Origin of the sequence: Streptomyces sp. NPDC058671, from assembly GCF_042716475.1 — a bacterium.
In the GTDB taxonomy this organism is placed as follows: Bacteria; Actinomycetota; Actinomycetes; order Streptomycetales; family Streptomycetaceae; genus Streptomyces.
Window position 1 is genome coordinate 16,573 of sequence record NZ_JBHXSA010000005.1, and the last position, 12,003, is coordinate 28,575.

The 12,003-nt window shown below is 74.0% G+C and carries 10 protein-coding genes and 1 pseudogene; 5 read left to right on the plus strand and 6 right to left on the minus strand.

Annotation, left to right across the window (positions count from 1 at the left end):
- Window positions 1–15 precede the first annotated feature (15 nt).
- Both ACFWV2_RS07880 and ACFWV2_RS07885 read right to left on the minus strand, forming a co-directional pair.
- Window positions 16–945, minus strand: coding sequence for a 3-oxoacyl-[acyl-carrier-protein] synthase III C-terminal domain-containing protein (locus ACFWV2_RS07880; RefSeq protein ID WP_384403341.1), 930 nt, complete (start codon window positions 943–945; stop codon window positions 16–18).
- A 336-nt stretch (window positions 946–1,281) separates the two neighbouring features.
- A complete protein-coding gene (locus ACFWV2_RS07885; RefSeq protein WP_384403344.1) occupies window positions 1,282–2,010 on the minus strand; it encodes a DUF4097 domain-containing protein in 729 nt (242 codons plus the stop codon).
- A gap of 246 nt (window positions 2,011–2,256) precedes the next feature.
- On the opposite strand from ACFWV2_RS07885, the gene ACFWV2_RS07890 reads away from it, so the two are divergent.
- Together ACFWV2_RS07890 and ACFWV2_RS07895 are read left to right on the plus strand one after the other, a co-directional pair.
- Window positions 2,257–2,964 carry an aspartate/glutamate racemase family protein gene (locus ACFWV2_RS07890; protein WP_384403347.1) on the plus strand — a complete coding sequence of 236 codons (708 nt, stop codon included), beginning with the start codon at window positions 2,257–2,259 and terminating at the stop codon, window positions 2,962–2,964.
- A 10-nt stretch (window positions 2,965–2,974) separates the two neighbouring features.
- Window positions 2,975–3,688, plus strand: a complete 714-nt coding sequence (locus ACFWV2_RS07895) for a thioesterase II family protein (RefSeq protein ID WP_384403350.1) — start codon at window positions 2,975–2,977, stop codon at window positions 3,686–3,688.
- On the opposite strand, the gene ACFWV2_RS07900 is transcribed toward ACFWV2_RS07895, so the two are convergent.
- Window positions 3,666–5,060 (minus strand): class II 3-deoxy-7-phosphoheptulonate synthase, encoded by a 1,395-nt coding sequence (locus ACFWV2_RS07900; protein WP_384403353.1) that lies wholly within the window; start codon window positions 5,058–5,060, stop codon window positions 3,666–3,668. The two genes, ACFWV2_RS07895 and ACFWV2_RS07900, sit on opposite strands and share 23 nt — an antisense overlap.
- 206 nt (window positions 5,061–5,266) lie before the next feature.
- Between ACFWV2_RS07900 and ACFWV2_RS07905 the strand changes: the two genes are divergently transcribed.
- Both ACFWV2_RS07905 and ACFWV2_RS07910 read left to right on the plus strand, forming a co-directional pair.
- A complete protein-coding gene (locus ACFWV2_RS07905) occupies window positions 5,267–6,823 on the plus strand; it encodes an anthranilate synthase component I family protein (RefSeq protein ID WP_384403356.1) in 1,557 nt (518 codons plus the stop codon).
- 73 nt (window positions 6,824–6,896) lie between these two features.
- The gene (locus ACFWV2_RS07910) at window positions 6,897–7,514 is read left to right on the plus strand and encodes an anthranilate synthase component II (protein WP_384403360.1); all 618 of its coding nucleotides are present in this window, start codon (window positions 6,897–6,899) and stop codon (window positions 7,512–7,514) included.
- On the opposite strand, the gene ACFWV2_RS07915 is transcribed toward ACFWV2_RS07910, so the two are convergent.
- Window positions 7,492–8,880: a PLP-dependent aminotransferase family protein gene (locus ACFWV2_RS07915; protein WP_384403363.1), complete on the minus strand. Its 1,389-nt coding sequence runs from the start codon at window positions 8,878–8,880 to the stop codon at window positions 7,492–7,494. The two genes, ACFWV2_RS07910 and ACFWV2_RS07915, sit on opposite strands and share 23 nt — an antisense overlap.
- Window positions 8,881–9,014: 134 nt before the next feature.
- Here ACFWV2_RS07915 and trpD point away from each other — a divergent pair, with 134 nt between their 5' ends.
- Window positions 9,015–10,073: an anthranilate phosphoribosyltransferase gene (gene trpD / locus ACFWV2_RS07920; RefSeq protein ID WP_384403366.1), complete on the plus strand. Its 1,059-nt coding sequence runs from the start codon at window positions 9,015–9,017 to the stop codon at window positions 10,071–10,073.
- A 365-nt stretch (window positions 10,074–10,438) separates the two neighbouring features.
- Here trpD and trpC read toward each other — a convergent pair.
- Together trpC and ACFWV2_RS07930 are read right to left on the minus strand one after the other, a co-directional pair.
- A pseudogene (gene trpC, locus ACFWV2_RS07925) lies at window positions 10,439–11,242 on the minus strand (indole-3-glycerol phosphate synthase TrpC); the annotation flags it as partial.
- 49 nt (window positions 11,243–11,291) lie between these two features.
- On the minus strand, window positions 11,292–12,002 hold the full coding sequence (locus ACFWV2_RS07930; RefSeq protein WP_384403369.1) for a 2-hydroxychromene-2-carboxylate isomerase: 711 nt from the start codon (window positions 12,000–12,002) through the stop codon (window positions 11,292–11,294).
- Between the last annotated feature and the right edge of the window lies 1 nt (window position 12,003).

Sequence of the window (12,003 nt, forward strand, 5' to 3'; positions counted from 1 at the left end):
GCCGTCCTCTCGGTGTCAGTGCTGGAGCACCGTGGCCGCGAACGACTGGCCGAGACCGGCGGAGGTCATCAGGTAGACGCCTCCGGGCCGCAGCAGGCCGAGTTCGCGCGCGGACTGGTAGTTGACGAAGGGGTCGGCGCAGAAGCAGTGGCCGGTCTTCGCGATGTTCTCCAGGAAGATGCGGTCCTGGGAGATGCCGAGGTTCTTCGCGGCGACCGTCCACGAGACGCGGTTGACGTTGTGCGGGAGCACGAGGTCGAGGTCGCCGATGCCCACTCCGGCGGCGGTGAGCGCGCCGTGGATGACCTCGGCCATGACGTCCTGGTAGATGCGCTTGGCCTCCCTGGCCCCCTCGGGGTCCAGGTCGATCACGCCGTCGTCCCGGCCGATGATGCGGGCCTGGTAGCCGAGCACCCGGTCGCGGGGGCCGTCCGCGCTGACGAGCAGGGCCGTCATGCCCTCGCCCATGATGGAGACGTCCTCGACCCACTGCGAGAACGGGGTGAACGTCTTGTCGCCGGCCAGGACCAGGGCGAGGGCGCCGGGGTCGGGGTCGGCGGCCAGCAGGGTGCCCGCCACGTCGAGGGCGAGCAGTCCGGTCGCGCAGCCGTGGTCGGCCACGGAGAACACGGTCGCGTGGCGCAGTCCCAGCGCCTCGCGCACCTGCTGGAGGGGGTTGACGGGGTACGGCGCGGTGGTGCGCAGCCCTTTGGCACGCACCACGTAGCGCACGCGGTCTTCCTGGCCTGCGAGGGCCTCCAGCTTCCCGGCCGCCGCGAGCAGCAGCTCGGCCTCGGACTGGTCGGGCGCCTGGCAGATCCGCTCCAGGCCGTAGAGCCTGGTGAACCTGCGCACCTGCTGGTCCGTGAGGCCCAGCGGTTCACGCAGTTCTTCCACGGGTATGGCGGGTGGCAGATAACTCGACACCGCTTCGAGCGAGGTCATGCGCCGGGCCTCCTTGAGTGGTCGGAGCCACTCAAGACTCCGCAGAGGCGCTGACAGCGGGCTGACGCCTCGCTGATCGCCACCGCCGCCGGCGCCGTTCCGGTGTGCGGACGGCGGGGGGCGGCGGGTGGGCGGCGGGTGGGCCTGCGGGCACGCGGAGGGCGGTCACACGGCGGGGGCGCTCGGAGGCGGCCGCCCGGACGCGGTCGCCGGAGGAGGATCGTTCGAAGGGACGGCGGCGGGGCGGTCGGAGGCGGTCGCCCGGAGGGCGGTCGCCCCGGGGGGGCGGTCGCTCGGAGGGGACGGCGGCGGGGGCGGGCCGGGGCCCGCCCGGTTTCAGCTGTTCCTGACGGTGATGTCGCCGTTGCTGGTGCGGACCCCGAGCTCGTACGTGCCGGCGGGGTCGTTGGGCACGTCGATGGTCTGGTCGCCGTTGTTGGAGTCGACGGTCACCTTGTAGCTGGCGCGCGGCACGGTGAGGGTGACGTCACCGTTGGAGGTCTGGGCGCGGACGTGGGCCGGGGTGACCGGGGACAGGTTGATCTTGCCGTTGGAGGTCTGGGCCTGGATCCGGTCGCCCTTGATGCCGGTGCCGTTGATCTGGCCGTTGCTGGTCCGCACCTGGACGGTGCCGGTGACGCCGTTCATCTCGATGCGGCCCGAGCTGGTCGTCACCGCGACCGAACCGACCTGGGCGAGGCGGATCGCTCCGCTGGAGACCTCGCCGCTGACCGGGATGCCGGCCGGCACGTCGACCGTGTAGTTGACCGAGCAGCGGTTGCCGCAGCCGCCGAGGACCAGCACGCCGTTCTCGATCCGGTGGGTGGCTCCCGAGGGCCGCTCCCCCTGGAACTCGATCTTGCGGTGCAGCGCCAGGGCGCCGTCCTTGACCCCGTTGACGGTGACACCGCCCGAACCGTTGTCGAGGCGCACCGAGGTGATCTTGCCGGAGAGGGTGCTGTCGTCCTCGTACGTCTCCCCCTTGACCATTCCGCAGGAGGCGAGCGACACGACGGCGGTGCCGGACAGGGCGAAGATCCCGAGGCCGCGGAGTAACTGACGCATGAAGGTCCCTCAGTTCTGGAGAGTGGCCCGAACGGGCACGAGGTGAAAGCCGGTCCGGGCCCTGGTGGTCCCGGCGCTCTGCGACGCTATCGCACGTGCAACGGAGCGACCATGGGGCAAACCCCCGGGTCCGGGCGCGGGCTGACCGTACCTCCGGAGCGGTGACCACGGGCGGTGCGGCGCACCGCCCCCGGGCCGTCAGCGGGGTGTCAGCGGGGTGTCAGCGGCGCGGCCCAGCATCGTCCCATGACTGCGGCGACCACCCTGCCCCCGGGCAGAACGCTGGGCGTACTCGGCGGGATGGGGCCCGCGGCGACCGCGGAGTTCCTCCGTCTCCTCGCCACCGACGTGCCGGCCACGAGGGACCAGGAACACCCCCGGATCGTCATGCTCTCCGACCCCTCCGTCCCCGACCGCACGGCCGCGATCCTCGGTGACGACACCGAGGCGGCCCGGCGCATTCGCAAACACCTGTTCACCCTTGTCGAATGGGGGGCCGATCTCCTGGCGATCCCCTGCAACACCGCGCACGCGCTGCTCGACGACATCGCCTCCGAACTTCCCGCCCCCCTCGTGGACATCGTCGACGCGACCCTCGACGAGGCGGTGCTGCTGAGCCCCGAGGGCGGCTGGCTCACGGCCACCACGGGAACCGTGGCCAGCGGCCTGTACCAGAAACGGGCGGCGACGCGGGGGTACCCGCTGCACGTGCCGGGCGACACGGAGCAGGAGCGCGTCCACACGGCCGCCGGGCTCGTGAAGGCCGGGCGGACCGAGGAGGCCGCCGGCGCCTTCCAGGACGTCGTGGAGTCCCTGTGGCGGCGGCGCTCCCTCCCGGTCCTCGCCGCCTGCACCGAACTCCCCCTCGCCCACCGGGCCTCCGCGCTGCCGCCGGAGTCCATGATCTCCAGCCTGCAGGCGCTGTCCCGCGCCTGTGTCGCCGCACTGCTCTGAGGAGGGCCCCATGCCGTGGACCCGTACGACCGCACCGCGGGCCTCGGCCCCGGTGCGGCTCTTCTGCTTTCCGCACGCCGGCGGTTCCCCGCTGTTCTTCCGGGGGTGGGGCGGCGCCCTCGCCGAGGCCGAGGTGTACACCGTGTGCTACCCGGGGCGCGCCGAGCGCCTGGGCGAGGAACCGTCGCGCGACCTGCGCGCGATGGCGCGCCTGATCGCGGAGGAGATCGGCGGGGCGGACGACGGGCGGCGGGTCGTCCTGTTCGGGCACAGCATGGGCGCGCTCGTGGCGTACGAGGCGGCGGCCGTCCTGGAGGAGCGCGGTACCCCGGTGCACGGGCTGGTCGTCTCGGGGGCGCGGGCGCCGCACCTGCCGCGCTCCGACGCCCCGGAGGGTCCGGAGGGCGCCCTGCGGACCCTGGCCGAACTGGGCGGAACCCCGGTCGAGTTGCTGGCCGATCCGGACTTCCGCGCGCTGATCCTGCCCGCGCTCACCGCCGACTTCGCCATGCTCGGCGGCTACGCGCAACCGGACCGGCCGCCGCTGTCGTGTCCCGTCACCGCGCTCGTGGGGGAGGCCGATCCACGGGTGACCCCCGCGCAGGCCGGGGCCTGGCGGGACGCGAGCCGGGGTGCCTTCAGGCTGCGGACGGTGCCCGGCGACCACTTCTACCTGGCCGCCGAGCCCCCGTTCGACGCGCTCAGGGACGGCTGCCGGGCCTGAGCGTCGCCGGACGCTCCCGGTACATCTCCGCGAGGAGGAAGGCCAGGTCGAGGGACTGGTCGTGGTTGAGGCGGGGGTCGCAGGCGGTCTCGTAGCGCCGGTCCAGGTCCTCGGCGCGGACCTCGTTGCCGCCGCCCACGCACTCCGTGACGTCGTCGCCGGTGAGTTCCACGTGGACCCCTCCGGGGTGGGTGCCCAGGGCGTGGTGCACCTCGACGAAGCCGCGGACCTCGTCGAGGACGGCGTCGAAGCGGCGTGTCTTGTGGCCGCTGGGCGCCGTGAAGGTGTTGCCGTGCATCGGGTCGCTGACCCAGCACACCTGGGCCCCCTCCGCGGTCACCTTCTCCACCAGGGTGGGCAGCACGTCGCGGACGCGGTCGGCGCCGGCCCGGACCACCAGGGTCAGCCGGCCCGGTTCGCGCGCCGGGTCGAGGCGGTCGATGAGACCGAGGACGGTGTCGGGCGAGGCGGTGGGACCGAGCTTGACCGCGATGGGGTTGGCGACGCGGGAGAAGTACTCGACGTGCGCGCCGTCCAGGTCCCGGGTCCGCTCACCGATCCACAGCAGGTGCCCGCTGGTGGCGTACGCACGGCCGGTCTCCCCCTCGACGCGGGTGAGGGCGGCCTCGTAGTCGAGGAGCAGGCCCTCGTGGCCGACGAAGAACTCCGCGCTCGTCAGCTCCCCGAGGCCGACGCCGCAGGCCTGCATGAAGGCGAGGGTGCGGTCGATCTCGCCGGCGATCCGCTCGTAACGCCGGCCCGCGGCCGAGCCGGCCACGAACCCCTGGTTCCAGTCGTTCACCTGGCGCAGGTCGGCGAAGCCACCCGTGGTGAGCGCCCGGACCAGGTTGAGGGTGGTCGCGGACGCCTCGTACATCCGCCGCATGCGCCACGGGTCGGGGGTGCGGTCCTGTGCGGTGAAGGCGGGGCCGTTGACCGCGTCGCCGCGGTAGGAGGGGAGCGTGAGCCCGTCCCTGACCTCGACCGGGCTGGAGCGGGGCTTGGCGTACTGTCCCGCCATGCGGCCCACCTTGACCACCGGCAGGGCGGTGGCGTGGGTGAGGACGACGGCCATCTGGAGCAGGGTCCTGAGCTTGCCGCGCACCCCCTGGGCAGTCGCCTCGCCGAAGGTCTCCGCGCAGTCGCCGCCCTGGAGGAGCACGGCCTCGCCCCTGGCCACCGCCGCCATCCGCTCGCGCAGCCGGTCGCACTCGGCGGCGAGGACCAGCGGCGGCGCCTGGGTCAGCCACCGCGTCACCGTGCGCACCTCCCGCCCGTCCGGCCAGTCCGGCTGCTGGGCGGCGACGCGCGTCCGCCGGGACCCGCCGGATTCTCCGGATTCCCCGGAATCTCTGCTGGAGTCGCTCTCCATGGTCTGAGCTCCCTTCCCGTGCGCCGATCGGAAATCTCGCAAAGCACAGTCCATGACGGCGTCCGGGGTCAAGGAATTCGGAAGTGGTCCGTATCGGCGCGACGCGATTGGTCTGGCACGCGGAGGGGATCACGCGGTTCTCTTTCATCGTCGGGAGGGATCGATCGCCGCCCGGGACGATTTCGGGAATTCGACGGGAGTTCACCATGACGAAGGCGACGGGGATGACGCGGAGTGAATCCATCGAGGTACGGGTCGCGGCGGACCCGCTGCCGTGGCACGACCCGCTCGATCTGTACACCGGTCTGCGCGAGGTGCTCGGCGGCTCGGAGGTCTTCCTGTTCGAGGACCTGAGCGGCGACGGCCCGCGGCAGCGGCTCTCGGCCACCGTCGGGGTGGGACGGCTCGCGGAGATCCGCGGCTACGCCGGCCACGTCGAGATCGACGGGGCGCCGGACGTGGTCCGCGCCCTCGTGGCGTCCGCCGAGGCGGCCGGGCTCGACCCGGAGACGTCCCCGGGGCCGGGAGCGCCGGCGGACGCGGAGCCGGGTGTACGCCGGCTGCGGCTGACCCGGCCGGGTCAGCTGTGGGACCTGGCGGCGCGCGCCCAGCGGCTCTTCGTCCTGGACACCGAACTGCCCGCCGCCGACTACGCCTTCGGGTTCCTGACCTCGTTCGCGTACGAGTCCGCCTGGCACATGGAGGAGCTGCCGTCCCGCACGAAGGAGACGGACGGCCCCGATGTCACCCTGACGCTGTTCCGGGACACCGTGCGCTACGGTCCCGGCGGGGTGCGGCTGCTGGCCGCCGAGAGCGCGGCCTTCCCCGCCCGCCCGGCCCGCCTGGACGTCGCCCTGGAGGTCTGGGCCGCGGCCCAGCGCCCCGAGAGCGGCCCGGCGTCGCCCCTGCCGGCGGCCCCCGCGCCCCGGGAGGTGCGCGACAGCGTCAGCCGTTCGACGTTCCTCGACTGGGCCGGACGCTGCCTCGATCACATCGGGGTCGGTGACATCTACCAGATCCAGATCGGCCACCGCATCGACGTGACGACCGCCCTGGGTCCCGTCGACGTCTACCGCCGGCTGCGCGGCCGCAACCCGTCGCCGCACATGTACCTCCTGCCGCGCGCCGGAAGCACCCTGATCGGCGCGAGCCCCGAACTGTTCCTGCGGATCGAGGACGGCCGGATCGTCATGCGGCCCATCGCGGGCACCGCCCCGCGCTGCGCGGACGACCACGAGGAGAACCAGCGACGGGTGAAGGAACTGCGCGAGAGCGAGAAGGAGCAGGCCGAGCACATCATGCTGGTCGACCTGTGCCGCAACGACATCGGGCGGGTCTGCCGGCCGAGCGTCCAGCCCGTCGACCGTCTGATGGCGGTGGAGACGTTCTCGCACGTCTTCCACCTGGTGTCCTCCGTCTCCGGCGAGCTGGAATCCGGGGTCGACCCGTGGCAGGCCGTACGGGCGACGTTCCCGGCCGGCACCATGACCGGTGCGCCCAAGCTCCGTGCGATGGAGATCATCGACGGCCTTGAGCAGGAGCAGCGGGGCGCCTACGCCGGGGCCGTGGGCCTGGTCGACGTGCGCGGCTGGAGCGAACTGGCCCTGTGCATCCGCACGATCGCGTACGACGGCTCCGTCTACTCCACGCAGAGCTCGGCCGGTCTGGTGGCGCAGTCCGACCCCGAGGCGGAGTGGCGCGAGACCCTGGCCAAGATGGGCGCCGCCTACTGGGCGCTCACCGGGACCGAGCTGTCGGCATGAGCCCCTCGCCCCCGCCCTGCCCCCCACCCCACGACCCCTTCCCCGCCCCGACGCCGCCCTGGAGACGACCGGTATGAAGGTCCTGCTGATCGACGCCTACGACAGCTTCGTCCACATCATCGACCAGTACCTGCGCACCCTCGGGGCGGACACCGAGGTCGTACGGTCCCGCACCCGCTCCTCCGGGGAACTCGCCGCCACCCGCCCCGACGCGGTGGTCCTCGGCCCCGGCCCGGGGCACCCCCGGGACTCCGGCCACGTCGAACTGGTCCACCGGTTCGCCGGCCGGGTGCCCCTGCTCGGCGTGTGCCTCGGCCACCAGGCCATCGCACTCGCGTACGGCGGCCGGATCGAGGTCGCCGACCAGATCATGCACGGCCGGATCAGCACGGTCCGGCACGACGGCGCGGGCATCTACCAGGGGCTCGGCCACACCCTGGAAGCCACGCGGTACCACTCGCTCGTCGTGGCCGAACCGCTGCCCGAGGAGCTGACCGTCACCGCGGTCGCCGCCGACCACGGCTATGTGATGGGGCTTCGGCACCGCTCCCTGGCCGTCGAGGGCGTGCAGTTCCACCCGGAGAGCATCATGACGACGGCCGGCCTCACCCTCCTGGAGAACTTCCTCTCCACCAGCGGCTCCCCCGCGGCCGGGCAGGACGCCGGGCTCACCGGCGCACGGCCGCGCTGATCTCCCGTACGGCCTCGGCCACGCCCGAGCGCGGCAGGTGGGTGTGCCCGACGACGAGCGCGGGTGCGCCCCGGAGCGGCCGGGCGTGGTAGACCGCCGCGCCGCGCACCAGGACCGACCGGCCGAGGGCCGCGCTCACGAGCGCGGCCTCGTCGGCGTACCGGGGCAGGCGGACGTACGCGTGGTGCCCCGCGGCCCGGCCGGTGACCTCGGCGCCCGGCAGGTGGCGGCGCACCGCCTCGTCGAGTGCCTCGCGCCGGCCGCGGCAGTGGGCGTTGAGCCGGCGCAGGTGCCGGTCGAACGTCCCGCTGCGCAGCAGTTCCGCGAAGGCCAGCTGGGTCAGCGTCTCGGTGCCGAGGTCATGGCTCGCCCGTCCGCGCAGCAGCGGCTCCAGGAGCTCGTCGGGGACGGCGAGCCAGCCAAGTCTGAGCCCCGGAGCGAGCGTCTTGCTGGCGGTCCCGGCGTAGAGGACCCGGTCCGGGGCGAGACGCTGGAGCGCGAGCGGCCGGGGGGTGCGCTCGTACCAGAGGCCGCCGTCGTAGTCGTCCTCGATCACCCAGCCGCCGACGGCCCTGGCCCACCGGACCAGCGCCTCGCGCCGCCGCGCGCTGAGGGTGACCCCGGTCGGGAACTGGTGGGCGGGCGTCACGAGGACGGCCCGTGCGCCGGTCGCGGCCAGGGCGTCGACGTCGATGCCCTCGTCGTCGACGGGGACGGGCACCGGTGCGAGCCCGCTCTCCCGCAGGAAGCGGCGCTGGCCCGGGTGGCCCGGGTCCTCGATGGCGAGCCGGTCCACGCCGTGCCACGGCAGGACGGCGCAGAGCAGGCCGAGGGCGTGTCCGAAGCCGGCCACCACCATGATCGTGTCGGCGTCCGCGCGGACACCGCGCGATCTGCCCAGGTAGTGGGCGAGTTCGGTGCGCAGGGCCGGCTCGCCGGCCGGCGGCGGGTAGTCGTGGTCGGCGGGCGTCGCCGCGTCGAGGACGCGCTGGTAGCACGAGAGCCACTCGCGTCTCGGGAACGCGGGCAGGTTCCGTCCCCCGGCCCGCAGGTCCCAGCGGGTCGCGGGGCCGCGGCCGGCGTCGAGCAGCGCCGGTACGACGGCCTCCTCGCCCACGTGCGGGCCCACCCGGGTGCCGGCGCCCCGCGTCGCCTCCAGATAGCCCTCGGCCACGAGCTGCCCGTAGGCCTCCACGACCACGCTGCGTGACACGTCGAGGTCGTCGGCGAGGGCGCGGCTCGACGGCAGCCGGGTGCCGGGGTGGAGGACTCCCTCCGATATCTCCTTCTTGATGAACCGCTGGATCTGCGCCGTCAGGGAGACCTCGGAATCCCTCGCGATGTCGACGGACATGTGCAGTGCCACAGCATTTTCCTCCCTCGGGGATTCCTGCGGGAATTGGACCGTACGGCCCGGCGCACAGTGGTCTGGAACGCCGGCCTGGCGGTCAGCAGAATGACGTACGACACGTATTCGGATGTCGGGCTGAGGAGAATTCCATGAGCGCCGAACCGCTGACGCACAGCTGGCCGGATCTGCTGGACGCCCTGCTGAACGGCCGCAGTCTCACCGCGCGGGACACGGAATGGGCGATGGACGACGTCATGTCGGGCAGGGCCGGGCCCGTGCGGCTGGCCGGCCTCATGGTGGCGCTGCGGGCCAAGGGCGAGACCGTGGAGGAGATCGAGGGCCTCGTACGGGCCCTGTACCGGCACGCGGTGCGCCTGGACGTCCCGGGGCCCACCCTGGACATCGTCGGTACGGGCGGTGACGGTTCGAACAGCGTCAACATCTCGACGATGTCCGCGATCGTGGCCGCCGGGGCCGGGGCCCGCGTCGTCAAGCACGGCAACCGGTCGGCGTCCTCGGCCTGCGGCTCGGCCGACGTCCTGGAGGAGCTGGGTGTCGCGCTACGGCTCGAACCGGCGGAGATCGCGGAGGTGGCCGAGGACGTGGGCATCACATTCTGCTTCGCACCGGAGTTCCACCCGGCGCTGCGGCACGCGGCGGGACCGCGCCGGGAGCTGGGCATCCGCACGGTCTTCAACGCGCTGGGCCCGCTGGTGAATCCGGCCGCGCCGACCGCCAGCGCCGTGGGCGTCGCCGATCCCCGGCTGGCTCCGCTGCTCGCCGGGGTGCTGGCCCGGCGGGGGGTGTCGGCGCTGGTGTTCCGGGGTGACGACGGCATGGACGAGCTGACGGTCACCACGACCTCCACGGTCTGGTCGGTGCACGACGGTGAGGTGCGCGAGGAGCGCTTCGACCCCCGGGGCCTCGGCATCCCCCGGGCGGACGCGGACGCGCTGCGCGGCGGTGACCGGACGCACAACGCGCGGGTGGCCCGCGAGGTCCTGGCCGGGGCCCGGGGGCCCGTACGGGACGCGGTGCTGCTGTCGGCGGCGGCGGGTCTCGCCGCGCTCGAACCCTCTTCTCGCCCCTTCGCCGAACGCCTGTCGCCGGCCCTGTCCCGGGCGGCCGAGTCCATCGACTCGGGCGCCGCGACCGCCGTCCTGGACCGCTGGCGCACGATCACCACGAAGCGCGCGGACGAAGGCTGAAGGACCGTCAGGGCCGAGCCCCGTGGGGCCCGGCCCTGACGGTCCGGTCGAGGTCGTCACGGCCCCGGCGCCCCGGCCGTACGCGGCACCGCGGACGGGACGGTCGGCGGTACGGCGGTGGGAAGCGATGGCGGTGGCGCAGACGGTGCCGGTGACGACGGCGGTGCCGACTTCGGCGGCGGTCCGTCAGACGGTGTCGTCGGCAGCCTCGTCGGCGGTGCCACACGCCGTACGGCAGACGGAGCCGCCGTCGGTGACGGCGCCGGTGACCCGGACGGTGCCGTCGGCGGTACGGCCGTCGGTGTCGGCGACCGGGTCGTGGGGGCGAGGTGCTCGGGGGCCGGTGGCGTCAGCGGCGGGGGCGGAGGCGTGCACGCCGGTCGCACCCGCCCCGCCGTCGTCAGGTTCCGCACCGCCTCGCGCGGGGCGCCGCCCGTCACCAGGGAGGTGCCGACGAGCACCGCGTCCGCGCCCTGGCGGGCGTAGGCGGCGACGTCGTCCGGGCCACGGACGCCCGACTCCGCGATGGCGACGACGTCCGCGGGGAGCAGGGGTGTGACGCGGGCGTAGGCCGTCCGGTCCACCTCCAGGGTGCGCAGGTCGCGGGCGTTGACGCCGATGACCCGGGCGCCCGCGGCAAGGGCCCGTTCCGCCTCGTGGGCGTCGTGCACCTCCACCAGCGGGGTGAGGCCGATCTCGGCCGCCTGGGCCACGAGGTCGGTGAGCAGCGGCTGGTCGAGCGCGGCGACGATCAGCAGCACGAGGTCCGCGCCGTGGGCCCGCGCCTCCCACAGCTGGTAGTCGCCCAGGACGAAGTCCTTGCGGAGGACGGGCACGCGTACGCGCGCGCGTACGGCGTCGAGGTCCGCGAGGGTGCCTCCGAACCGGCGCCGCTCGGTCAGGACGCTGATGGCACGGGCGCCGCCGGCCTCGTAGTCGGCGGCGAGGGCCGCAGGGGAGGGGATGGCGGCGAGCCGGCCCTGGGACGGGCTCGCCCGCTTCACCTCGGCGATGACCCCGGTACCGCCGTCGCCGCGCAGCAGCGCGACGCAGTCCCCGGCCGGCCCGGCCTGTGCCGCGCGGTCCCGCAACTCCCGTACGGGTACCCGACGTCGCCGCTCGTCCAGGTCGTCGCGTACCCCCGCGACGATGTCGTCGAGGACCGTCATGGCCGCTCCCCCGGCGCGGCCGCGGTCACCGGACGGCCGGGGCCGGGCGTCATCCGCAGCCTCCGGCGTGGCCGTCGTCGGTGGACCGGGGGCCGAGTCCGACCGCGGCGGCGACCGGTTCCGGCAGGCGGGGGGCGGGGATCTTCCGGGCCCGGAGGTGGCCGACGAAGTCGGGGAGCCGGTCGAGCCCCCAGAACCGGCTGTAGCCGTGGACGAAGAAGGGCACGCCGAACACGCCGTCCGCGTCGATGTCGAGCAGCAGTCGCACACCCTCGCGGCGCAGTTCCGGGTCGTCGGCGGCGCCCGCCGCCGCGTCGCCGTCGACGCCGATCCCGGTGGCGATCGAGGCCACGACGGCCGGGTCGCAGATGTCGCGGCCCTCCTCCCAGCGCGCCCGGTAGGCCGCCGCGACGTACGCGGGGCCGCGTCCCTCGCGCAAGGCGACGAGGTACGCCAGGTGGGGGACCTCCCACACCGGCGCCCGGTCGACCGGCCAGGTCAGGCGCATTCCCCGGGCCTTGGCCAGGCGCCCGACGTCCTGGAGGACGTACAGGTGCTTGGCGCGGGACATGGGCGTGTACGGGAAGGTGCCGCCGGCCTCCGTGAGCATCCGTTCGCTGACCGGGTCCGGTTCGAAGAAGGGCCGCCACTCGACGGCGTCGGCGATGTCGGGGTGTTCGTCGACGAGTCTGCGGTGGGCGAGCCACGAGTAGGGGCTGCGCAGCGAGAAGTAGAACCGCGGGGTCCTGTCGGCCGCCATG

What these genes read in the sequence shown, in the direction of transcription:
- ACFWV2_RS07880 (WP_384403341.1), bottom strand. Translation starts at nt 945, where the DNA reads ATGACCTCGCTCGAAGCGGTGTCGAGTTATCTGCCACCCGCCATACCC.
- ACFWV2_RS07885 (WP_384403344.1), bottom strand. Translation starts at nt 2,010, where the DNA reads ATGCGTCAGTTACTCCGCGGCCTCGGGATCTTCGCCCTGTCCGGCACC.
- ACFWV2_RS07890 (WP_384403347.1), top strand. Translation starts at nt 2,257, where the DNA reads ATGACTGCGGCGACCACCCTGCCCCCGGGCAGAACGCTGGGCGTACTC.
- ACFWV2_RS07895 (WP_384403350.1), top strand. Translation starts at nt 2,975, where the DNA reads ATGCCGTGGACCCGTACGACCGCACCGCGGGCCTCGGCCCCGGTGCGG.
- ACFWV2_RS07900 (WP_384403353.1), bottom strand. Translation starts at nt 5,060, where the DNA reads ATGGAGAGCGACTCCAGCAGAGATTCCGGGGAATCCGGAGAATCCGGC.
- ACFWV2_RS07905 (WP_384403356.1), top strand. Translation starts at nt 5,267, where the DNA reads ATGACGAAGGCGACGGGGATGACGCGGAGTGAATCCATCGAGGTACGG.
- ACFWV2_RS07910 (WP_384403360.1), top strand. Translation starts at nt 6,897, where the DNA reads ATGAAGGTCCTGCTGATCGACGCCTACGACAGCTTCGTCCACATCATC.
- trpD (WP_384403366.1), top strand. Translation starts at nt 9,015, where the DNA reads ATGAGCGCCGAACCGCTGACGCACAGCTGGCCGGATCTGCTGGACGCC.
- ACFWV2_RS07930 (WP_384403369.1), bottom strand. Translation starts at nt 12,002, where the DNA reads ATGGCGGCCGACAGGACCCCGCGGTTCTACTTCTCGCTGCGCAGCCCC.